24 protein-coding genes and 2 pseudogenes are annotated in these 21,262 nt (G+C 36.5%); 6 read left to right on the forward strand and 20 right to left on the reverse strand.

Annotated elements, in window-relative coordinates; all coding sequences use genetic code 11:
• Nucleotides 1-136: 136 nt before the first annotated feature.
• From BTR25_RS28050 to BTR25_RS07860, 15 genes and pseudogenes are all read right to left on the reverse strand, one after another.
• Nucleotides 137-1,993, reverse strand: a pseudogene (locus tag BTR25_RS28050) (DNA/RNA helicase domain-containing protein).
• Nucleotide 1,994: 1 nt separating this feature from the next.
• Entirely contained in the window at nucleotides 1,995-2,399 is a 405-nt protein-coding gene (locus tag BTR25_RS07805) for an SRA domain-containing endonuclease (protein ID WP_075687501.1), read from the reverse strand.
• 225 nt (nucleotides 2,400-2,624) lie between these two features.
• Nucleotides 2,625-3,554, reverse strand: coding sequence for an HNH endonuclease (locus BTR25_RS07810; protein ID WP_075687502.1), 930 nt, complete (start codon nucleotides 3,552-3,554; stop codon nucleotides 2,625-2,627).
• A gap of 107 nt (nucleotides 3,555-3,661) precedes the next feature.
• The gene (locus BTR25_RS07815; protein WP_075687503.1) at nucleotides 3,662-3,976 is read right to left on the reverse strand and encodes an Ada metal-binding domain-containing protein; all 315 of its coding nucleotides are present in this window, start codon (nucleotides 3,974-3,976) and stop codon (nucleotides 3,662-3,664) included.
• Nucleotides 3,977-4,047: 71 nt separating this feature from the next.
• Nucleotides 4,048-4,221 (reverse strand): hypothetical protein, encoded by a 174-nt coding sequence (locus BTR25_RS27470; RefSeq protein WP_175596725.1) that lies wholly within the window; start codon nucleotides 4,219-4,221, stop codon nucleotides 4,048-4,050.
• On the reverse strand, nucleotides 4,214-4,357 hold the full coding sequence (locus BTR25_RS27475; RefSeq protein WP_175596726.1) for a hypothetical protein: 144 nt from the start codon (nucleotides 4,355-4,357) through the stop codon (nucleotides 4,214-4,216). The genes BTR25_RS27470 and BTR25_RS27475 overlap by 8 nt, the downstream gene beginning before the upstream one ends.
• 231 nt (nucleotides 4,358-4,588) lie before the next feature.
• Nucleotides 4,589-5,512 carry a DMT family transporter gene (locus BTR25_RS07820; protein WP_075687504.1) on the reverse strand — a complete coding sequence of 308 codons (924 nt, stop codon included), beginning with the start codon at nucleotides 5,510-5,512 and terminating at the stop codon, nucleotides 4,589-4,591.
• A gap of 141 nt (nucleotides 5,513-5,653) precedes the next feature.
• On the reverse strand, nucleotides 5,654-6,499 hold the full coding sequence (locus tag BTR25_RS07825) for a phosphoenolpyruvate hydrolase family protein (RefSeq protein WP_075687505.1): 846 nt from the start codon (nucleotides 6,497-6,499) through the stop codon (nucleotides 5,654-5,656).
• The gene (locus tag BTR25_RS07830) at nucleotides 6,492-7,727 is read right to left on the reverse strand and encodes a Tm-1-like ATP-binding domain-containing protein (protein WP_075687506.1); all 1,236 of its coding nucleotides are present in this window, start codon (nucleotides 7,725-7,727) and stop codon (nucleotides 6,492-6,494) included. Before BTR25_RS07830 ends, BTR25_RS07825 begins: the two co-directional genes overlap by 8 nt.
• Complete coding sequence (locus tag BTR25_RS07835; RefSeq protein WP_083652280.1) at nucleotides 7,720-8,637, reverse strand: sugar phosphate isomerase/epimerase family protein; 918 nt, start codon at nucleotides 8,635-8,637, stop codon at nucleotides 7,720-7,722. The genes BTR25_RS07830 and BTR25_RS07835 overlap by 8 nt, the downstream gene beginning before the upstream one ends.
• 12 nt (nucleotides 8,638-8,649) lie before the next feature.
• Nucleotides 8,650-9,735 carry a Gfo/Idh/MocA family protein gene (locus BTR25_RS07840; protein ID WP_075687508.1) on the reverse strand — a complete coding sequence of 362 codons (1,086 nt, stop codon included), beginning with the start codon at nucleotides 9,733-9,735 and terminating at the stop codon, nucleotides 8,650-8,652.
• A gap of 39 nt (nucleotides 9,736-9,774) precedes the next feature.
• Nucleotides 9,775-10,131: a cupin domain-containing protein gene (locus BTR25_RS07845; protein ID WP_075687509.1), complete on the reverse strand. Its 357-nt coding sequence runs from the start codon at nucleotides 10,129-10,131 to the stop codon at nucleotides 9,775-9,777.
• A gap of 44 nt (nucleotides 10,132-10,175) precedes the next feature.
• Nucleotides 10,176-11,012, reverse strand: a complete 837-nt coding sequence (locus BTR25_RS07850; protein ID WP_075687510.1) for a carbohydrate ABC transporter permease — start codon at nucleotides 11,010-11,012, stop codon at nucleotides 10,176-10,178.
• Nucleotide 11,013: 1 nt separating this feature from the next.
• Nucleotides 11,014-11,955 carry a carbohydrate ABC transporter permease gene (locus BTR25_RS07855; RefSeq protein WP_175596727.1) on the reverse strand — a complete coding sequence of 314 codons (942 nt, stop codon included), beginning with the start codon at nucleotides 11,953-11,955 and terminating at the stop codon, nucleotides 11,014-11,016.
• Between the two features lie 68 nt (nucleotides 11,956-12,023).
• Complete coding sequence (locus BTR25_RS07860) at nucleotides 12,024-13,373, reverse strand: ABC transporter substrate-binding protein (RefSeq protein WP_075687511.1); 1,350 nt, start codon at nucleotides 13,371-13,373, stop codon at nucleotides 12,024-12,026.
• 417 nt (nucleotides 13,374-13,790) lie between these two features.
• Between BTR25_RS07860 and BTR25_RS07865 the strand changes: the two genes are divergently transcribed.
• Both BTR25_RS07865 and BTR25_RS07870 read left to right on the forward strand, forming a co-directional pair.
• Nucleotides 13,791-15,563 (forward strand): cache domain-containing sensor histidine kinase, encoded by a 1,773-nt coding sequence (locus tag BTR25_RS07865; RefSeq protein WP_075687512.1) that lies wholly within the window; start codon nucleotides 13,791-13,793, stop codon nucleotides 15,561-15,563.
• Complete coding sequence (locus BTR25_RS07870) at nucleotides 15,535-16,287, forward strand: response regulator transcription factor (protein ID WP_083652283.1); 753 nt, start codon at nucleotides 15,535-15,537, stop codon at nucleotides 16,285-16,287. The genes BTR25_RS07865 and BTR25_RS07870 overlap by 29 nt, the downstream gene beginning before the upstream one ends.
• A 225-nt stretch (nucleotides 16,288-16,512) precedes the next feature.
• On the opposite strand, the gene BTR25_RS07875 is transcribed toward BTR25_RS07870, so the two are convergent.
• The gene (locus tag BTR25_RS07875) at nucleotides 16,513-16,824 is read right to left on the reverse strand and encodes a hypothetical protein (RefSeq protein WP_075687514.1); all 312 of its coding nucleotides are present in this window, start codon (nucleotides 16,822-16,824) and stop codon (nucleotides 16,513-16,515) included.
• A 181-nt stretch (nucleotides 16,825-17,005) separates the two neighbouring features.
• On the opposite strand from BTR25_RS07875, the gene BTR25_RS07880 reads away from it, so the two are divergent.
• From BTR25_RS07880 to BTR25_RS07890, 3 genes are all read left to right on the forward strand, one after another.
• Entirely contained in the window at nucleotides 17,006-17,320 is a 315-nt protein-coding gene (locus BTR25_RS07880) for an ArsR/SmtB family transcription factor (RefSeq protein WP_075687515.1), read from the forward strand.
• An 84-nt stretch (nucleotides 17,321-17,404) separates the two neighbouring features.
• A complete protein-coding gene (locus tag BTR25_RS07885) occupies nucleotides 17,405-17,833 on the forward strand; it encodes a DMT family transporter (RefSeq protein WP_075687516.1) in 429 nt (142 codons plus the stop codon).
• Nucleotides 17,834-17,844: 11 nt separating this feature from the next.
• Nucleotides 17,845-18,309 (forward strand): DMT family transporter, encoded by a 465-nt coding sequence (locus tag BTR25_RS07890; protein WP_075687517.1) that lies wholly within the window; start codon nucleotides 17,845-17,847, stop codon nucleotides 18,307-18,309.
• Nucleotides 18,310-18,897: 588 nt separating this feature from the next.
• Here BTR25_RS07890 and BTR25_RS07895 read toward each other — a convergent pair.
• A complete protein-coding gene (locus BTR25_RS07895; RefSeq protein WP_075687518.1) occupies nucleotides 18,898-19,260 on the reverse strand; it encodes a DUF4363 family protein in 363 nt (120 codons plus the stop codon).
• A 77-nt stretch (nucleotides 19,261-19,337) separates the two neighbouring features.
• Between BTR25_RS07895 and BTR25_RS28055 the strand changes: the two genes are divergently transcribed.
• A complete protein-coding gene (locus tag BTR25_RS28055) occupies nucleotides 19,338-20,042 on the forward strand; it encodes a YetF domain-containing protein (protein WP_075687519.1) in 705 nt (234 codons plus the stop codon).
• Nucleotides 20,043-20,100: 58 nt separating this feature from the next.
• On the opposite strand, the pseudogene BTR25_RS28060 reads toward BTR25_RS28055, so the two are convergent.
• From BTR25_RS28060 to BTR25_RS07910, 3 genes and pseudogenes are all read right to left on the reverse strand, one after another.
• Nucleotides 20,101-20,283: pseudogene (locus BTR25_RS28060) on the reverse strand (tyrosine-type recombinase/integrase); the annotation flags it as partial.
• A 136-nt stretch (nucleotides 20,284-20,419) separates the two neighbouring features.
• On the reverse strand, nucleotides 20,420-20,548 hold the full coding sequence (locus BTR25_RS28400) for a hypothetical protein (RefSeq protein ID WP_303046819.1): 129 nt from the start codon (nucleotides 20,546-20,548) through the stop codon (nucleotides 20,420-20,422).
• 406 nt (nucleotides 20,549-20,954) lie between these two features.
• On the reverse strand, nucleotides 20,955-21,185 hold the full coding sequence (locus BTR25_RS07910) for a hypothetical protein (protein ID WP_075687521.1): 231 nt from the start codon (nucleotides 21,183-21,185) through the stop codon (nucleotides 20,955-20,957).
• Between the last annotated feature and the right edge of the window lie 77 nt (nucleotides 21,186-21,262).

Below are 21,262 nucleotides of genomic sequence, written 5' to 3' on the forward strand. Positions count from 1 at the left end.
TATCAATTACTGTTAGCTTAGTAATTTCCTGTCCTCGTAAGAATTCTTCAATCTAGAAAGAATTTCTTCTTTATATGACTCATCGTATGTTTCAGTTTCTTTAAACGCTAAGTATCTTTTAGTAGAAATGTCTATATTACCTCAATTCTTCCACACCAATCTCCTTAAAAAGTGACCAAGTGGCATCAAAATGCGCTACATCGGGAATATAGATAATCATCCCATCCCGTCCACGTGTCAGCAAGACACGATAACTATTCAATCGGATCCTTTTTGGGTCAAGTAGATTCCTATCCTAGAAATGATCGATCCATTCTCTTCCATTCCAGGTTAAGTCATAGCCCCAACATACTACCGCTAAATCAAGCTCTAGCCCCTGTGTTTCAAATTCCGAAGCGGCAAATTGTAGTGTAGAAGAATAGTAATCAGATTGAGTGTGATTAAAATAAGAGACATAGGGTTTTGTTGTATACCTAGAGGGAAGAGGTAAACCCTTTACAAAATGATAAGGCTGGCGAATACCATACTCCCTTCTCGAGGAAGTCACTAGCCCGAACTGTTTCGCCTGCTCCTGCCCCTGATATCGTGTCCGTACAAAGCTCTTAATTTGTTCTAAATCTCTAGAAACATATAACGTAAACCGATCTTGTTTTAATTGTTTTGTCTCCTCATTAGCCTCATTGATCTTGCCTGTCAGCAAATGGTGTACCCAAGCGTGCAAGCCAAGAGCCAAATGACTTCGTAGTGATACATTTAAGTTTAGATGGGGATGCGTTACGTGCTGAGTGGCATGGGGAAATTGACCATCTAAATTTTCATGGGAGTGCACGGTCCATTGCCCATTCTTTATGGCTGTATTCCATAACGGAAGCCCACCTTCTTCACCCTCATATATTTCCTGCCCTTCGCCAATTAAGCCAATATTCACCGACCAATCCTTCTGGTCCTGTGCGATTTGCACCATCAGCTCCGGTTCAGAAAAAGGCTTCTTCATCTTCTTAGAATCCCAAGCACGCTGCGCCTCATCAAAAATAAAGATATGCTCCACTGGGATCTTACGATGCTTTAGATACTCCCATTTAAAATTCTTCAATGCTTGTACAAACGTTTTATTTCCAAGGGCGTCTTGTAGGACATCCACCAATGGTCCGTTTCCAGATAGATAGACTGCATCTTCGACCATATGTGAGAACTGTAAACCTACCAACGTCTTCCCAGCACCCGGTACTCCTGTTAACAAAACCAAATGGTGACTTTTCGTCTTTTTTGCTTCCTCTACAATACCAACAAGTGTCTCGAGTACCTGAGGAATATTGGTATTGTTAACTTTTCTAATCGAAGGGATGGCCTCATGCTTCATAATCGCCCTAGCAGCTTCAACAAGGGTCGGTAATCTTTCGTATGATCCTTGAAGAAACTCTTCGCTATCCACCAATTTTCCATTAGCGTTTTTCTTTAGTATCTTCAGAAAATCCCCTAACCCTGTGCCTGAAGTTAAATATAGCTGTTTTTCTGTATTTACTTGCATTTTTGCTTCTTTAAAAAAAGTAAGAACGAGTGCACCTCTGACCCGTAAGCTATACTTGGCAATCGTTTCATGGTAATGATGAAAATCACGAACATAGCTAGAGAGCTGTTCCCAGTCGGATGAACGTGGATTGCCTTTCATTTTGAATTCCAATACAAGTAATTCACCATGGATTAGCAGCAATACATCTGGGCGACGTCCTCCTTCCCTAGGTAACTCATATTCAAAGATCAGCTGCCAATTCTCGTGTTCAAACGGGAGGAGGCTATTCTGCAATACGTGATAGCAATCTCTCCAGGCTTCCACCTGCACAGCTTTTGCTTCACCAACAAATTCAGTTAAGCTCGCAATAAATTGAGATTCTTCCAGCTGTAAAAACTGATGAATCGTACCTGACCAACCACATCTTAAATAGTGTCTTGTTTCCATTTTTGTATCTCCTATGTAGGAAAATATGAAACTCATTTTACTTTTTCTTATGTATCAATTCAAACACGATTGCTTCTCGATCATGGCCATTTCGGTCTGGTGCATTTCGATGATGGTAGCCGATACAACTCATTTTACCGATAAATTTAACCAGACCTGGTTTATGATTTTGAAACAACCATATCGCTTTTTTGTTCAGCTGATGATCCCTGATCGCTTTATTTCCCTTGGTGAACTTCATATCCCCTTCTTGGCCCTCACCCGTATAATAATAAACATCGTTATCCTGCCAACCATCATTATATCCAAAATTCTTTCCACTCTCCCCGGAAAAAATCATAATCACGGGGTATTGACTAGGTGTACTTATACCAGATTGCTGCTGACCTCCTAGCTTAGTATGCAAATCTTTTCTTCTATAAATCTTCCCTTCTTTTAACATTTCTACTCCTCACTTCCTCTTACCCATTTCCTAAAAAACTCCCAGTCTTTCATAGAGCCATCATCGTGACACCTACTTTTCTATTTTAGTTAAATTATACCATTTGTAAATTGAGGGTTATATAAATATAGGAGAATAGCTTTACGTTCTGACGAAAAAAAGGTAGCTACAACTTTTAATTGTTTTCTACCTTCTGGTTTATTTTAGGCTTGCCTAAATCATTTTTTAACCTTTAAAAACAACCTCATTATGCCACTCGAGATATTCTCTTTTAGGTGGTTGATACTTTGGTACTTTCATTTTTTGAAGATGATATTTGGATAGTTCCGCAGCTAATGCTGGGTCATCGTTAATTTTAGTTGAAACCTTTATGAAATAATCAGGTGTAATCGTGATATACCCTTTATCAAATGCCTTATCTAGTAATACAGACAAACAAATGCCATTTTGCGGATCCAACCGAGTATCCTTTCGTTCCGACCAAGGAATGATGTGCGAGCCAATCAAAAAGGATTTTGTCTGGATTTTGGTAATCGCACAAGCGTACCCGTAATTTTTCTTTACCTGTTCTGAAAAAACAGGTTGTCCGACCCGCTTTTTTTGTTGGCCAAAATGATCATCCACAAAATAATGCTGTCTTTGCAGTTCTTGAATGGTCTCAACCTCTGATAACAGTTCTGCTTTTGTTGTGGGAAAGGCATCCATTCGTTGGGCAAAAGCTTCTTGAACAATCCCCATGAAATCTTCTTTTGTAATCGTCGTCATCCCATATTGATTAAAGAAATATCCCCAGTTTTTCCCTCTTTCTTTAAACGTCCACCGGAAATCCTCTACATCATTAGGAAGCAGGACGGGAGTAAAGGCGATCGGTTTCCGTATAATCCCTTTCACTCGATCCTCGCCAATAAATTCAATGGATTCTATTTTTCCTGCTCCAAAAAAATAGAACTTCCCATTAATTTCTGAAGCCGAACTCGGCCTCCGGTACAGAAATAAATCTCCCTCTTTTACACGATTAAATTTGCTTGGTGACCAATTGTAGGAGACAAAGTCAACATCATCATGGTCCTTGGCAGTTCCTTTTGTATCAAAAATAAAATACCCTCGAGAAGGATCATTGAGCTCTTGTTTATAAAGATCCAGTATATTGTCCATCGTTTCACCAGCTTTATCAAAATTAATTGTTAACCATTTTGTTCAATTTGATTTGAATCATGTGATTTATTGAAAAGAATTGAAATTACTCTCCTTGCCAAGTATACCTACAGATTCTTGTTAACAGACTTGCCTTTTTGGTTTTTCCATATTGCATACTGCTCACGCATGCATGTTCCACAAGGTCTATACCCTGCCGCAATGGCAGTCTCCTCATCGGCAAAGAATACTCGATATTCTTCATACCCACCAATTTTTAAAGCACGGTTTGCAGCACCACAATCAAAACGCCCATAAATTTTACTTTTGCTATTTCCTCCCAATAAACCTGGAGTCTCACTCACATATGGAAGATTATCTACTCCCAAAAGTGTATAGGTTTTGGGTTTATCTTCTGAACTCTTATTGATTATTCCCACCATATTCATCTCCTTCAACTGCTATTTCAATTTTCCGCCTCAGCAAAAAGTTTAGAGTTTTCTTTAAGTAATAATTATTCAAAATCCGTAAATGGATAATATTCTTTAGCCCCAATCCCTCGCTCGTACATCCTTTTCATGTATAGAACCTCGTTCTCCAGCTGCTCCAAAGGATTATTTGAAAAATGAGCTCCTATTCGGCTGGCGATCTGTTCATTATAATGAAACACATATTTTTGATCAGCCAAAAAATAAACAACCTTGAAATCTTCCATATTTTTGATTCCATGAAAACTGTGTAATTATAATTGGATCTGGTGAGTATGGTGGGAAAATTTCAATACGATTAAACATTTCGCTAATCTTTTCTTCAATATTTTTCATTTATGATCTTCCTTTAACATTATCAGTCTCTTGTTCTTAATGTTGAAGTGGATTAACTAATTACTTGATTAAGCAATTCCATAAACTCCTCTTCCTTCAAAATTCTTATTGCTTTTCCCTTATTTATCAGTTCATACGCTTTTCTTTCCTTTGTACTTAACCCACTTTCCCCAAGTAATATCTTATCTTGAGTACCCAAGATTAGAATAGTTTTACGTTTTTTCTGTTCACTTATACTTTTATTGTAGTACTGACAGTACCTTCTTTATTTCGTTTGAATTGCCTTATTCTAGCTCCTAGAAGTACACCGATTACGATTAAAACAAATCCTGCCCAATGTGACATATAAATCCTTTCATGTAATACGAAATAGGCAGAAATTACTGCGAAGAAAGGAGACAGATTCAAAAAGATTGCGAAATTACCAGCACCTACCTGTTGGATGGCAGAATTCACAATTAAGTAGCCTAATCCAGTGGCAACAAAACCAGAGAAAATCAATAGTACCCAAGCAACACCGCTACCCTCAGGTATTTGTGAGATACCGTTAGGTTCAGTGATAATTGCATGAAAGAATAGTATAAATGAACCTATTAATAGGGTCATTCCAGTCATATAAGTCGTATTCAGTGTTTCAGAAATTTTTTTGATCAACACGAAGCTAACTGTCTGAACAATGACGGAGATGCAAAGATACAAATCACCAATTGAAATCGAAAATCCTTCATTACTTCCTGCTATAACAATAATGCTAACGCCTATAAAGCCTAATACAAAGCCTAAACCACTTAGAAAAGTAAATTTATCTTTGAGAAAAATAGCCGCTGCAATTGCAGTCGCTATGGGTGATGCCCCTAATAGTATCCCCGCATTTGTTGCCGTTGTATAATTTAATCCAACAGACATAAAGTATTGAAAACCAAATATACCAAAAGCGGAAATACCAATTACGTAATACCATTCTTTTCTAGTTAATTTACGATACAATTTTTTATAGATGATAAATGGTACTAGTGCTAGAAATGCTATAAAAACACGAAGTGCTGTGATTGTAACAGGTGGAAATTCAATGACAACGATTTTTACAGCAATTACATTAAAGCCCCATGCGGCCATCATAGCGGTTAGCATTAAATATAGATTAATCTGCCTCATTCAATACTCTCCAGTCCATAAAATCTTCCTCTTTTACTATTTTTCCATCAAAAAGACCACTGCAATTACTCACAAGAATAGGAGATTACAGTGGTCATTAGTTTGGTTAAAGGGTGAAGATTTTAAATTAATATATTATCCTTACGATTGAACCTTTGAGCTTAGTTCAATCTTTTTAAATTGTTGGACCTGACCAGAAATGGCTTGTTCAGTTGGTAATCTTTCAATACTAGAAGCTCCGAAGAATCCCGAAACCCCACTTGTTCTGCTAAGTACATATGCGGCATCTTCTGGTTCTGAGATTGGACCCCCATGACATAATACAATAATATCTGGGTTAACTGATTTACCGGCATCATGAATCTTCTGGACTAATTCAACAGCATCATCAATATTCATCGCAGTTTGTGCACCGATTGCACCTTTTGTAGTCAGCCCTACGTGAGCTACTAAAATATCTGCTCCTGCTTCTGCCATTTTGATCGCGTCTTCTTCGCTAAATACGTATGGTGAAGTTACAAGACCAATAGTATGTGCTTTGCGTATCATTTCAACTTCTAAGTCGTAACCCATTCCCGTTTCTTCAAGGTTTTGTCGAAATTGACCATCTATAAGACCGACTGTTGGAAAGTTTTGAACGCCAGTAAAGCCTTGTTCCTTAAGTTGTTTTAAGAATACATCCATATTTCTGAAGGGGTCTGTACCACAGACACCAGCTAGTACAGGAGTATCCTCAACAATTGTTAAAACTTCATTGCCCATTTCAACAACAATTTGGTTTGCATCACCATATGGCATGAGTCCAGCTAATGATCCACGGCCAGCCATACGATAACGCCCTGAGTTATAGATGATAATTAAATCAATTCCTCCAGTCTCAGCACTTTTTGCAGATAGGCCAGTACCTGCACCCCCACCGATTATAACCTCGTTGTTTTGAATTTTTCCCTTTAATTTTTGAATAACTTCCGCTCTAGTTTTAGACATGTGTAGTATTTCCTTTCTTTGCATTTATTTGTTCTAATAATTTTGCAGCCATTAACTCAGAAACACTCGGATTATTTATATCTTCTTCTACTTCAATCAAAGTTATATGGTCTTGTAAGTTCTCTTTAATTGCAGTGTATAACGCTTCACGCTCTTCTGGACCATCAAAAGGTTGACCAGAACGGTCTAATAGAGAAACCCCGCCTTTTGGAAAAACAAGTACAACAGGTGATATACTCTTATTCAATTTTTGAGCGATGATTTCACCTAATTTGTAATTTTCTTCTACAGTCGTTCTCATTAGCGTTGTTGTTGGATTATGTTGATAGAATTTTCGATCCTTGAACTGATTAGGAACGGTCTCTGGTGCCCCAAAGTTCACCATATCAATTGCTCCAACTGAAACTACCTGCGGAATACCAATCTGTCCTGCAACTTCAAGTCGAGTTTCACTGGATTTGAAGATTCCACCAACAAGACCATCTGCTAATTCTGTTGTCGTTATATCTACAACCCCTTTAATGAAACCTTCCTTAATTAACGCTTCCATTGAATCTCCACCTGAACCAGTTGCATGGAAAACTAGAACATCGTATCCATTTTGCTCCAGGATTTCTCTTGTTTTATTTACACATGGTGTCGTAACCCCGAACATGGTTGTACCAATCATTGGCTTTTCTTCAACCTCTATTCTAATTTCATTTCCTTTAACCATTCCGCTTAGAGCATTAGCTGCATTCTTTAAGATAAGAGAAGAAAGGCTGTTAATACCTGCAATATCCACGATTGAATACATCATGATAATATCCTTTTCCCCAACGTAAGGTCTTGTATTTCCCGAAGCAACCGTTGAAACTAACAGCTTAGGGATTCCAATGGGAATATCCTTCATTGCTGTAGCTCCTACTGTCGTTCCAGCAGTCCCCCCCATACCGAACACTGCTGCAACCTTATCTTCTTGAACCAATCGATTTAATATATTTCGGGCTCCGTTGGCCATAACTGTAACAGCAGTACCTCGGTCGTTCTTTTTCCTTAACTCCTCCAACGATGAACCTCCAGCGATTGCGACCTGCTCACTGGTAATATCTCCTTCAGAGAAGGCAGGATAGACACCTGTATTAATTAACTTTGTTTCGAGTCCGTTCTCCTCAATGATCCCTTTGATATATAAAAACTCTTTTTCTTTCGTATCCAATGACCCTATTAATACTATCTTCTTAGTCATGTGCCCCCTCCTTCGCAACTGTCTCTTCAAAGAATGCTTTCGTTTGGCGAACTACTTCTACCTCACCAATCCGATCTTGAACATAGAATGATGGATAGTGGGTATCAATGGTTAAAATCGCTTGTGGGTCACTTTCCACAATTGCCTTCATAACAGGTGTATGATCATAATCATCTTTACCAGCGATTGCAAAGTTACCAAAAGTGCCGGTTGGATTTTCTTTGGTGATGGAGTTTGATAAACGGTATGCACCCTTTAAATGTGTTTGATGAACATAGCCTTTAATATGCTCATATGTTTCAACTGAAGGGTACTCTCCTGCTCTCCAACCATTTAATACATCCCAGTTCACTTTTAGATTCGGATGGTTGGTATATTTGATAAGAATCCCGAGTTCCTGGCAATTGTTCGTTAGAGTTGGAGGCTCGTTCTCCACCAAGAGAATTTTATCTCTAGATTTTGCATGCTCAGCATGCCGCAGCATGACATTTGCATTATGACGATATTGTGTATCCTTTTCTTGATCGGATAGAAGATTAAAATCCTCTTGACGATAAAGGGAATATATACGAATATATTTGGCTTCAAAAATATCAGCTAAATCAAATAGTCGGTCCAGAACCTCTCCCATCTTCTTATGGTGCTCTTCATCATGGTTATCATATTTAGGTGGTCCAGAGAAGGTACAAGAGTTAACTGCCCAAGAGCTAAGGCTGCTAACCTGCAAGCCATGCTCTTGAATCAATTCACTTAATCCTCTCGCCTTTTCAGGTGTGATATCATCAATGGTAGACCCATCTAGTTTTGCTCTTAAATCAATATTTGGAAAACCCAAGCTTTTTGCATGCACCAATGATTCTTTAAAGGACTCAGTACCCAACATGTCTGTGAAAATACTAAATATCATCATTAATCCCCCCGTCTACTCGATTGTGATCCATTTGCCTGAGCGATTGTTCTTATAAGCTTCAAATATCTTCGTTAAATGCACAGCTTGTTTTAATGTAGCACGTTCAACTTTTCTATCATTTAATACGGCATGGGCGAAATGATTTACACTTTGAACCATTCCTTGTAAAAACAGGTTTTTATTATAAACCTGGCCTAGTGAAAACTCTGGCTCCCAGTGCACTGGACCTTCTACCGGATTATCCCCTATGTAAATAGGAGCTTTTCCATACTCTCCACTACCCTTTGATCCTTTGTAATAACCAAGGCGAATGGCATTATCAATTACAACATTTTCTTTGTTGCCAATCACTTCATAACGCTCTAATGGACTAGTATCTGCTTGTGTTGATGGCAGCTCTAAATTACCAATTGCACCAGATTTGAAATTTAAGAGTGTTTGAACATTTCCGCTTGGCTGATGCTCGATAAATAGCAATTCCTTTACATCACCCATAAGGTACTGGATTCCTGACATTGGATGACAAATATCTAAGAACCAATGTAACCCCGTTCTTTCTCCAAGCTTCTCATCAAACGGAGATAATGTTAATGGATATCTCCCGGTAACGGAAGCTGCTTCTCCAAAACTGCTAGATTCTAAGATTTGTTTTGCTTTTACAAAGGTAGGATAAAAATAGCGTTTATTCGATACCAGGACAGTTTGACCTGTCTGAGCTTCTAGTTCGAGTAATTCTTCGCCTTCTTTGGTCGTATAAGCAAGTGGTTTTTCCATCCATACAGGGAGCCCCGCTTTAAGGATATTTGGAACAATTTTCGGATAGAGTGGATGACCATTTTTATCAAAGTTGAGAACAACAAATACTGCATCGAGGTCTTCTTTTTTGATCATTTCCATGTAATCGGAATATGCACTTTTAGCTCCAAAACGGTTCTTATAAAGGTTTGCCCTTTCAAGATTTAAGTCGCAAACAGCTACAAGATCAATAGGTGAATAATCAAATGTAGGAAATACATTACGATATGCATGTGCACCGCAGCCGATAAAGCCTATGCGAAGTTTATTCGTATACTCATAGTTAAATTTAATTGGTTCCATTGTCAGGACTCCCTTTTCATTAGAATGTTTTCTTCGGTCTTATTCACCAATTGTTTGTCTGTCAGGTGCGGAATAGGCAATGATCATTCTACATGGTTCCCAACTAGTAACCGTTGCATTATGAGGAACATTTCTTGGTATGCGTAACATCATTCCTGGTTTAAGGTGGTAGGTTTCGTCACCTAGGGTATGATCACACTCACCAGAAAGTACAAAGATCACTTCTTCACAATTTGGATGTATATGTCGTGGATTTGACTCACCTGCATTGATATACACCATACCAAACGTCATCTCGGATTCAGGATCGATTTCCTCTCCACATAACCATTGAATCCCCCCCCAATCCATTGGTAACAAGTGTTTCTCCTGATTTAAGTCTGTAATTGTCGCCATTTTAAATCGCTCCTTTTTTAGTTTCAAATATAAATCTACAAGTATTATTTATTTGCCCCACTAGCCATTCCTTCAACAAAGGAACGTTGAAAGATTAAATAAACAATAATACTTGGGACCATGCTGATTACTGTTCCTCCAAAGATAAGTCCAAAGTTTGTTGCTTGTTCTCCTTGGAAGGAATAAAGGCCTAACGAAATCGTAAATTTTTCTTGAGAGATTAATAGAACGAGTGGAAGTAAGAAGTCATTCCAGATATTCATAAAAGTAAAGATTAGTAGAGCAACTAATCCTGGTTTTGCTAAAGGTAACATAATGGACCAATAGGTTCGCCATTCTCCGGCTCCATCAATTGCAGCTGATTCACGCAATTCCTTCGGTACATCTCGAAACGTATTTCTCATAAGGAATATGGAAAACGGAAGTGCAAGCCCTGCTGATACTAACGTAACACCAGTTAAAGTATCTACCATTCCCATAGCCTTAAGCTGATAAAAAATCGGAATGATAATGGCCTGAACTGGAAGTGCCATTCCTAATAAGACTAAGTAAAAAATAAGGTTATTTCCTTTAAATGAAAGCTGTGCAAACGCATAGCCTGCTGGTGCTGCAACTAGTGCGACTAGCACCATGCCACCTATCGTAATAAAAGCACTATTTAGAAAGTAAGTTTTGAAGTTTCCTAAGTTCCAAGCGCCAATATAATTATCGAAGTTCCACGATTTAGGCAATGAGAAAGGGGAAGAAAAAATCTCCATATTCGATTTAAAACTAGCTAATATGGCGTAGAAAATAGGTGCTGTAATAAAAAGTAACAATACTGATAACGTAAGCCAGAGTGTTACTTGCGATCCTCTTAACTGTCTCAATCGCGTCACCATACTAATCAGTCCTTTCTCGATAATAGTTAAATCCAATTGTGAACCCGATTACAATAATTCCTAATACCACACTACCAGCTGTTGCATAGCTTACTTTATTCATACTGAATGCCGCTTTGTACACATAAGTGGAAACAACTTCACTCATGTAGAAGGGTCCACCCTGCGTCATAATCCAAATTAATGCAAACCCTTTAAGTGCGTGGATAATAACCATACTGATGACAACATTTAATGTGTTTCTCAAGCTAGGAATGGTTATATTCCAAAACTTGCTCAATGGACCAGCACCATCAATGTCTGCAGCTTCATAGAGACTGTAGTCAATGCTCTGCAAACCTGCTAGGAAAAGGATTAAGTATAGTCCATAGAATGCCCAGGTACTGGCAATAACTAGAGCTGGTATAACAAATAATGGTTCGCCCAACCAGTTTTTTGCTAAACTCTCTAACCCAATTGCTTTTAGAAAAACATTAATTGGTCCCATCATCGGGTCATAGATTTTCGACCAAAGTACTCCGACAACCGCTAGAGAAAGAACACTTGGCAGATAAAATCCCGCTCTGAAAAACATTTTCCCTTTCTTTACTCTACTGATTAATACTGCTAGCACTAATGTGGGAACCACCATAAGAGCAAGACTTAGTACAACCCATAACAAGTTATGACCCAATGATCTTAAGAATATGTCATCCTTTGTGAGTTGGGCATAGTTTTCCAATCCTACATAATTCATCGTTGGCGATGCTCCATCCCAATTAAAGAAGCTGTATCGGAATGCGTCGATCATTGGATATAGCATAAAGACTGCATATAAAATCAATCCTGGAAGAAGAAAAGAAGCAATTGTCATCGCCTTCTTCATCTTCATCTTCGATTTACTAGTAACGAATGCTACACCTTTTTTATTATCCATTTCTAATACAGGCGGTGAATAACTCATTAATAACCTCCTTCCTTTATGGGACCTAGTCATATGAACACATGAACTAAAGTCCCATAAACAAATTGTTATTTTAGACTAAATCCATTAGCTCGATCTTTTTCTGCTCCTTTTTCTATATTGTCCATTGCCTCTTGTGGGGTAATCAATCCACCAACAAGACCCTGTAGGTTTTGATAGTAGGCTTCCTTAGCTTCTACACCGATAAATACACTTGGATTGTAGCCAGATCCCTCTTCAATAGATTTCATGGCTGTTTTTAATACTTCCCCTACAGGTTCAATATTTATAGAGGCTTTTGAAGCTGGGATAAAGTTATAATCCGGTAGATTTAATACGATATTGCTATAATCCTCAGATAGTATGAAGTCCATCCATTTTTCAGCATAATCTGCGTTTTTTGCCTTTGTAGGAACTACCCATGTTAACCCTACTCCACCGACAGGCTGTGCAACCTCTCCATCAACAAAAGATGGCATCATAAACATATTTACACTGTTCTCAAGTTTTTGGTCAGCTAAATCAGTAATTAGATAAGTTCCTTCCGCTTCAATTGCGGCTTGTTTCGATAAAAATCTGAACTTTGAATCCGCTTGTGTTTGTGTAACTGATTCTTTTGTTATATATCCCTTTTCTACCCATTCGGACATCATTTCAGCAACCTCGACTACTTCTGGGTCATTCCATTTTCCATCGCCATATAATAATTCTTCTACCTTCTCAGTCCCCATCACACTCTCCATCATGACCCCGAAAATCCAACCAATCGCATATCCATTTCTTGCCCCAACTGTTATTGGTGCAACACCTTTATCTTTAAGGGTTTGAAGCGCTTTCAAAAATTCGCCTTTATTTGTTGGTACTTCAACACCATGCTGTTCAAAAATATCTTTGTTATAAAACATTCCAATGGCATCTAACATGTGTGGAACCTCATAAATGTTTTCGCCTTTTGAAATGAGATCATAGGCAAATGGTCTAAGAGCATCCTTCCAATTATTCTTTTGGTAAAGATTATTTAAAGGTTGGATAAGATTAACATCTGAGAGAATCGATACCCTTCCAGGACCAGCATTCATTAAGATTACATCTGGAGGTTCAATTCCTGATTGTAACAGGGTTGGTAATTTTCCAGACTCTACTTGTACATCCCCGTTGGTAAGATTCACTTCAATCCCTGGATTAATTTCCTTGAACTTTGCAACAACATTTGTCCACTGCTGCTTCTCAACATCGTTGTAGAAGTTTGGAATTAATAGATCGAGTGTCTCACCATCCCCACTTGCTGTTTCATTATTCCCTTGATTCGAACCTGTTTTTGTTTGATTATCAGTTGATGATGTGGGTGCTTGACAAGCTACAGTAAAAAGCATTAATAATACTAGTAAAAGAGCAATCCTATGTTTGTTCCCCTTCATAAATATCCCCATCCCCTTTTTGTATTAGGCACATATAAAAGAATAATGAAACTATTATTTACTTTTAAAGATTATTTCCATAAGATATAAGTAACATTTACTTATTAATAATTCTAAATGATTTAAACTTTCTTTCAATAGTGCAGATAATGGTTAGATGGGTGGTGAATCATGGTGAATATTTTCCCCCTCATTAACATCCCGATCTCTTTTCGTGTTCATTTACTTATTGGAATAACGAAAATATTATTTACCTATCACAATCCTTTCGTTAGAGAATGAGAACTAGTTTGCTTACTAATAATTCTAAATGATTAGAATTTTCTTTCAATGGTGTGGAAGATGGTTAAAGGTGGGTTGAACGTGGGTATTCATTTCTTAGATTCCTAAATATACCAAATCCTCGGGGGAAATATAATGAAATTAATTAACTCTATTTTTATAAAGCTATTGGTTACTTTTGTTCTTTTTTCCTTTATTCCAACGACTATTGTTGGCTCATTTGCGTATAAAATAATTTCTAACTCCTTATTTGAAAATTTACAATATCATGCAGATGATATATTGGAACAAAAGATAGGTGGACTCTCACTGCTATTAAAGGATTTAGAACGAATGGATAAAGGGATCACTCAGAGCAAGGTATTTTCTGAATTTCTAAAAAACACCAATCCTTTAGAACAACCGAGGCATTATTTAGAGCTTGATGAACTGCTTACTAGTATTCAAAATATAAGGCCTGAAACTGCTGGAATCATGATCGTAAGTAACAATGGTTTTTTTTACAATTATGGATATTCTCATGATTTACATTTTTCTCACGAGCACTTTAGAAAGCTTCCGTGGATCGAAGATATAGGACAAAATAATTACTTAACCCCACAAATTACAACCCTACATAATCGACCTTATTCAAATCAAGATAAAAATCTTAAAGTATATTCCTATGTTAAAAAAGTATGGGATCGAAATTTAAAGTCCTATGGATTCCTTATCATCGATTTTAAAGAGGATCTGTTAAAAGATATTCTAAGAAATGATGGTGGGAATTCTTTTAATAATTCGGGTACCTTTATCCATGACAAGCTTGGTTTTGTTTTAGCACCAGCCAATACACTAGAATATAAGGATGTAGCAGCGGCTAAAACCGGTTCTACGATTCAAAGTCGTTCCGGAGACGAATTTATTATTTTCTCGAAACACTTTCCACAAACAGGATGGTTTGTAACAGAGTATTTCGAGAAGAACGCATTCTATGGGCCTGTTAATGATTTTAAAAAAATCGCTTTAATCGCTACATTAACCACAGCATTCATTTGTTTACTTGCGGCTTTATTTATTTCACATCGAATTTCCTCACCCATTAAGAAACTTGGACGAGTAATGAAAAAGGTGGAACTGGGAAATCTTGATGAAAAATTTGTTGTCCATTCGAATGATGAAATTGGTGACCTTGGAAAAGGCTTTAATACGATGATTGTCGAAATAAAGAAACTCATTCAGGCTGTTAAACACGAAGAAAAATTAAAGAAAGAAGCCGAAATTACCGCCCTACAGCTACAGATTAATCCTCATTTTATTTATAACACCTTAGAAACGATTAATTCTTTAGCTCGGAAAAAAAGAGAACATGAGATTAGTCGTTTAATTGTCCTTCTCGGAAGACTTTTAAGATCAAGTATAAGTTCATTTGAAGAAAAAATCCCAATTAAACAGGAAATCAATTACATCGTTAATTATTTAGAAATTCAGAAGGCACGGATGAGAGAACCGTTCACTTATACACTATTAATTGATCCAATAATAGAAGAATATTTAACGGTCAAATGGATTCTACAGCCAATTATTGAAAATGCGATTATTCATGGGATTGACCCTATTAAATCAAAGGGGATTTTAGAGATTATTGGGGAGACCAAGGATTCAACGATTATTTTTACCATTAAAGATAATGGGGTGGGAATCGATGCAGTAAGGCTTCAACAGATTCGGCACCAGCTTAAATTCAACTCAATGAATTTAGCAAAATATAAAAATAAAATTGGCCTTTATAACGTCCAAACGAGAATACATGCACACTATGATAAGTCTTTTGGAATATTGATGGATAGCCGGCCAAATGCAGGCACAACGGTGACAATCTCAATCCCCATGGAGGTACATGATGCTCAAAATGTTAATAGTAGATGATGATTGGCTTATATCAGATAGTTTGAAATCTTTGGATGAGTGGCACGAGCGAAATATCGATGTTATTGGTACTGCGGAAAATGGAAAAGAGGCTATTTTTTGGATCGAAAATGAAAAACTAGACATCATTCTAACTGATATTCGAATGCCTGAAATGGATGGTATTGAATTAACCAAATTTATCTATGAAAAGAAATCTAACATCCAAGTGATTATTATGAGTGGATATGAGGAATTTTCTTATGCTCAAAAAGCAATGAGATACAATGCCAAAGGCTATGTGCTTAAACCAATCGATACGGATGAACTAATGGATGCAGTAGATCGGATTCAAACAGACATTAACAAACCTACAAATAAGGACAACGAGTCTGAAAATGAACCAACCACCTATCACGAACGGCTTGTTTTGAGTGCCCAATCATATATATTGACGAACTTAATGAAACCGCTAACATTAAAAGAGATTGCAAGTCGATTGCATCTTACAGATCACTACTTTGGTCAGGTTTTTAAATCTATTACAGGCGAAACATTTTTACAATATTTAACAAGGGTTCGAATGGAGAAAGCTTGTGAATTAACCAAAAACCCAAGCCTCAAAATTTATGAAATTGGGACGTTAGTGGGATACAAGGATACGAAATCATTTACAAAAACCTTCCAAAAATTATACAGTATGACACCAAGAGACTATCGAAAACAATTCTTTAGGGTTGAATAATATACATCAGGATGTTGATTGTATCCCCTTTTTTACCGTTTAGTACCAAGCATCACGGAATTTTAATAAAAGATTAAAAAAGATTAAGGAAGTAATTTATCGGTAAGTACGTCCTGAAAATTTGTAACCGATCGTTAAATCTTTGAAAAAAATGCTAGAAGAGCAGCTTTGGGTTTAACTGCTCTTCTAGCATTTTTGGACTAGCTGATTATCTTTAAAAATTAATTATTCAAAATCCGTAAATGGATAATATTCTTTAGCCCCAATCCCTCGCTCGTACATCCTTTTAATGTAAAGAACCTCGTTCTCCAGTTGCTCTAAAGGATTATTTGAAAAATGAATTCCTATTCGGCTGGCGATCTGTTCATTATAATGAAACACATATTTTTGATCAGCCAAGTAATATACAACCTTAAAATCTTCCACATTTTGATTCAATGAAAACTTGGTTATTTTAATTGGATCTGGTGAGTATGATGGATATTTTTCAATACGATTGAAAATTTCACCAATCTTTTTTTCAATGTTATTTTCCATTTTATTTTACCTTATCCTCCTTTTGGTATTTCCTGCTGAACAGTTTCGTTGTACTGTGCAGGACCCAGTTAGTTAAGTAAGCCATGCCTTATTTAAATAAATGATTTGTAATAAGTAAACTTAGGTGCACCTAATCTCTGCTAATTGACATATCGAAATAAGTCGATATATAATAACAACTATGGAACCAATCGATGTATTTAAGGCGTTATCAAATAAAACTAGACTTAACATTTTACAGTGGCTGAAGGAACCAGAGAAGCATTTTCCTAAACAAGGCGCTCACCTGCCAAAGGAGGTAAGTTATAAGGGCGGAGTATGCGTAGGAGACATTCAAGAAAAAGCCGAGGCTTCTCAATCTACGGTATCTCACTACTTAAATATGATGCAGAAAGCTGGTCTTCTTGAATCTGATCGTTATGGTCAGTGGACGTACTATCGAAGAAACGAAGAAGTCATTCGTCAATTTGCTGAATATCTTAAAACAGAAATCTGAGTTGGTTGATTTCTGTTTTTTTATAAAAAGTATATCGATTATTCTAGATATTTAAAAATGACGAACTAAGGAGGGATTCATTTAATGCGTTACATCTCATATATATTAGCGTTATTAGCAGGGGCAGCGCTTAGTTTTGAAGGAGCTATTTACGGTGAATTAGGGAAAACGATAGGAAAGCTCGAAACAAGTTTTTATAACTTCTTTGTGGGTTCAATCATCCTCGGATTATTATGGCTTTTCTTTGGAAAAGGTAAACTTTCCTATGCGGTTGAAGCACCTAAATGGACACTACTTGGTGGTGTCTTGGGGGTTGTTTATTTAACATCTATTGTGATTAGTGTTCCATTTGTTGGTGTCGGAATAACTATGGTTGCAGTAATTATTGGTCAATTAGTGATGAGTATGGTGATTGAACATTATGGTTGGCTTGGAAGCAAGAAATCTAGAATCAATAAAGAAAAAATAGTAGCTATCATCTCAATGATTATAGCACTTGTTTTAGTTTACTAGGAGGTCTAAGAATGGGTATATTAATGATTCTATTCACCTTTTTAGGTGGTATCACATTAAGCGCACAGTCAGCTATTAATGGTACATTCAGTCGTAAAGCTGGAACAATCGAAACGACACTTTTAACTTTTCTAACTGGAACAATGTTTCTAGCTATTTTTATTCTCTTTTTTGGTAATGGAAATGTGTTTTCCATTTTAGAGGTACCTAAATGGCAATTAAGCGCGGTATTTTTAGGGGTATTGTTTTTACTTTTCATTATCGCCGCAGTTCCTAAAATTGGGGTTATTGCAACCAATATTACCGTTATCATTGGTCAGCTTGTAATCGGAATTGTTATTGACAATTTCGGCTGGTTCAATAGTTTAGTCATTCCTTTAGATATGAAACGTTATTTTGCATTACTGTTTATGATTATTGCTCTTTATTTTATCTATAAAGGAAATAAACGTGCCAGAGAAGAACTCTCTGCGTAATATAGTAAAATAATTCAAAACGCTGCAATCGTTAAAGATAAGATTGCAGCGTTTTTTGTTGGCTAAAATACCCCATTGAACTTACATCTTCGTTATTATATGTGCATTTTTTCACAAAAGTCGCTAAAAGATGAATACCTTTGCTTCGCAGTATAAAGTCTACTACGCATTACAGAATTATAAGCTTCAGCTGTAGCCAATGTGGCTAGCTCTTGAACTCGTTCAACAAACGTGACTAACTCTCGTTTGAAGGTATTGCCCGCAGATAGCCAAAAATATCATACCAAGAGGTTATTTTTTTGTGCAAACTCCATTTTTTATCATTACAGGAATGCGGCTCGTTAGCACAATAAGTGACTGACCTTCAGAAAATAACATCCGTTTTATTGAATTACAAAAAATTATTTCCCTCTTATTAATCTCATTTATTTATAAACAAGTATTTACATGCCAATATTATTCTTTCACATTGTCCAAGCACCATTGCGAATCGTGAAACTCTTATTTTTTTTGGAAAAAATACAAAAAACAAGGGCCACCCAAAAAGTCAGCTTTCACACACTTTTGGGCAGACCCTTTTTAAGTTAATTACAAAACAACAAACTCTCTAAACCTTGCCTCTATTCTTGTTAATGTTGTAAGTGCATCGTTTTTTTCTTCCAATTTAACTTCTTGTACTAATTCCTGTACCTCTTGTCTTACATTACTTACATGTTCAATAGGTCCAAAAAATTCAAGCATCCACCTCTTTTGTTCAAATATATTATTAAGTTTAACAACATCATTTTTTGCTTCCTGCCAATTCTCTGATTCGATTTGTTTTCTGACTTCCTCCGTTTGCCTTGCTAAAGGGTTGTCAATACCCTTTAACATTGTATGAATTACACTTAAATTAAAAATAATAATAATAAGTAAAATGACTTTAGGCATATTAGATTTACTTTTCCTCAAAATAAATCCTCCTATAGTTTTATTTATTGTATTTTATCCAATAATAGTAATAATATGTTTTGGGGAGGAATTTAGTTTTGCTTGATATTATTTTTTTAATAAAAGCGATAATTAGCTTCTTATTTCTATTTATATTGACACGTCTAATGGGGACAAAACAATTGGCCCAACTCACCTATTTTGATTATATCGTTGGTATCACCATTGGTAACTTTACAGCTAGTATGGTTATCGAACCTGAAATTCGTACGATGGATGCTGTCATCGGAATTACTGTCTGGGGGGTACTTCCAATTTTCCTGAGTTTTTTGAGTAGAAAAAGATCTTCATTTCGTAGACTATTGGAAGGTAGTCCCACCCTTGTAATTGAAAATGGAAAATTTCGTACAGAAGGCTTAATTAAAGAGAATCTTACAGCCCACAATATTATGCTACTATTACGTAAAGGCGGTAATTTTAAACTCGAAGATATCGAGCTAGCAATATTGGAGACGAACGGAGATATTAGCGTTATCCAGAAGAAAAGTGCCAGAAATGTCACGGTCCAGGATCTAAAGCAAACTGAACAATCTCAAAAAGAGCCTCGTGTTTTAATAATTGATGGCTACCTTTTAGAGGGAGCATTAATAGAACTCAATCTTTCAAAAGACTGGCTCTTAAAGGAATTAAAGAAAAAAGGTGCAACGAGTTTACAGGAAGTCTTAATCGCACAGCTACAGCCTGATGGTACCCTTTATGTCGATATTTGGAATGGTAACGTAAACCAGCAGCTAAATCTGTAACCATCAAGGCTTCATAATTGTCATTTCTTCCTTTTATATATTTACCTAAATGATACATTGCTCTAATCGAAAAATAGACTTCCCTTTGTTTATCACCCTTACCAATAACTACTGTGCTCATATTTTGTAGATTGATATCAGCTTTATCTAATCCATGAACTTCAGACAATCTACAACCCGTTGCATACAATATTTCTAGAAAAGCACGCTGCCTGACTGTATCGCAGGATTCTCTTAACATTTCTAGTTCTTCGATTGATAATGATTTTGGAAGTCGGTATTCATCTTTTGGAGCTTTTAATTTGGAACCTTCTAGTTTTTTTGCTGAGATGAACAATTGTATTTTATCCTCAAGGTCAGGATGTACCTCCCCTAACTTAACTCTTTGAATAAAACTCTGTTAGAACTGTAGACAATTTATTCTTTGTACTTTCCACTTCAATATTAGGATACAATTCTTTTAAAGCAGCCACTAAATCTGATAATATTTGCTCACCTAGATTCATAATAATCAACTCTCCTTAGTTCTTATTAGTAACTAAGGATTACCTATTCAAACAGCAAAATTACCAACTGAGTATGAACAGCTTTTTATTTTTTAGATTTTATCCTTCAAATAAGAAAGAGGCGATTACTTTTTGGGTAATCGTCTCTTAATGGTTGTGTATAGCTAGTATGGTTGTATTGCGCAGCAAATAGCTTATTGTATTCGTCGCTCTTGTTCAACATCACTTCCCCTTTAGTTTAAGAAACGATACTTGAAAATAAAGTATGATATACAATAATGATTTTAATTTTTGTTTAATCCTATCTTACCTTTATAAAGTATTAACCCCGTCCCCATCATCAGACAAATAAGTCCACCCAACCCAGTCGTAATGATAGATAGTTCTTCTTTAAAAAAGTACACACTTATATTCCATGGTATAAAATTACCCAGCCTAAGACATTTGTTATTTTAAGTTTTATTCCTGAACCCCCATTAGACTTAGGCAGATATAAGCTAATCCCTCCTAAAAGACATCCAAATAAAGCAATTGTTGTGCCGATCATAAAACAATGAGGTGATAAAAACGTTTGAGTATATACCCCTACTACCATTAAGAGTAAGCCCAACCACATTACTATTTTTCCTTTTTTCATTTTTCTTCTCCCCTTTAGAAAGCCTTTTTCTGTGTTTTAGTACACTACTATCTAATACAAACTTCTATGTTTTCTAC

The organism is Bacillus sp. MRMR6 (genome assembly GCF_001940785.1).
Classification (GTDB): domain Bacteria; phylum Bacillota; class Bacilli; order Bacillales; family Cytobacillaceae; genus Neobacillus.

Bases quoted from the DNA above. Each gene is read 5' to 3' on its own strand.
- BTR25_RS07805 (WP_075687501.1), bottom strand. From the start codon at position 2,399: ATGTTAAAAGAAGGGAAGATTTATAGAAGAAAAGATTTGCATACTAAG.
- BTR25_RS07810 (WP_075687502.1), bottom strand. From the start codon at position 3,554: ATGGACAATATACTGGATCTTTATAAACAAGAGCTCAATGATCCTTCT.
- BTR25_RS07815 (WP_075687503.1), bottom strand. From the start codon at position 3,976: ATGGTGGGAATAATCAATAAGAGTTCAGAAGATAAACCCAAAACCTAT.
- BTR25_RS27475 (WP_175596726.1), bottom strand. From the start codon at position 4,357: ATGAAAAATATTGAAGAAAAGATTAGCGAAATGTTTAATCGTATTGAA.
- BTR25_RS07820 (WP_075687504.1), bottom strand. From the start codon at position 5,512: ATGAGGCAGATTAATCTATATTTAATGCTAACCGCTATGATGGCCGCA.
- BTR25_RS07825 (WP_075687505.1), bottom strand. From the start codon at position 6,499: ATGTCTAAAACTAGAGCGGAAGTTATTCAAAAATTAAAGGGAAAAATT.
- BTR25_RS07830 (WP_075687506.1), bottom strand. From the start codon at position 7,727: ATGACTAAGAAGATAGTATTAATAGGGTCATTGGATACGAAAGAAAAA.
- BTR25_RS07835 (WP_083652280.1), bottom strand. From the start codon at position 8,637: ATGATGATATTTAGTATTTTCACAGACATGTTGGGTACTGAGTCCTTT.
- BTR25_RS07840 (WP_075687508.1), bottom strand. From the start codon at position 9,735: ATGGAACCAATTAAATTTAACTATGAGTATACGAATAAACTTCGCATA.
- BTR25_RS07845 (WP_075687509.1), bottom strand. From the start codon at position 10,131: ATGGCGACAATTACAGACTTAAATCAGGAGAAACACTTGTTACCAATG.
- BTR25_RS07850 (WP_075687510.1), bottom strand. From the start codon at position 11,012: ATGGTGACGCGATTGAGACAGTTAAGAGGATCGCAAGTAACACTCTGG.
- BTR25_RS07855 (WP_175596727.1), bottom strand. From the start codon at position 11,955: ATGAGTTATTCACCGCCTGTATTAGAAATGGATAATAAAAAAGGTGTA.
- BTR25_RS07860 (WP_075687511.1), bottom strand. From the start codon at position 13,373: ATGAAGGGGAACAAACATAGGATTGCTCTTTTACTAGTATTATTAATG.
- BTR25_RS07865 (WP_075687512.1), top strand. From the start codon at position 13,791: ATGAAATTAATTAACTCTATTTTTATAAAGCTATTGGTTACTTTTGTT.
- BTR25_RS07870 (WP_083652283.1), top strand. From the start codon at position 15,535: ATGATGCTCAAAATGTTAATAGTAGATGATGATTGGCTTATATCAGAT.
- BTR25_RS07875 (WP_075687514.1), bottom strand. From the start codon at position 16,824: ATGGAAAATAACATTGAAAAAAAGATTGGTGAAATTTTCAATCGTATT.
- BTR25_RS07880 (WP_075687515.1), top strand. From the start codon at position 17,006: ATGGAACCAATCGATGTATTTAAGGCGTTATCAAATAAAACTAGACTT.
- BTR25_RS07885 (WP_075687516.1), top strand. From the start codon at position 17,405: ATGCGTTACATCTCATATATATTAGCGTTATTAGCAGGGGCAGCGCTT.
- BTR25_RS07890 (WP_075687517.1), top strand. From the start codon at position 17,845: ATGGGTATATTAATGATTCTATTCACCTTTTTAGGTGGTATCACATTA.
- BTR25_RS28400 (WP_303046819.1), bottom strand. From the start codon at position 20,548: ATGAATCTAGGTGAGCAAATATTATCAGATTTAGTGGCTGCTTTAAAA.
- BTR25_RS07910 (WP_075687521.1), bottom strand. From the start codon at position 21,185: ATGAAAAAAGGAAAAATAGTAATGTGGTTGGGCTTACTCTTAATGGTA.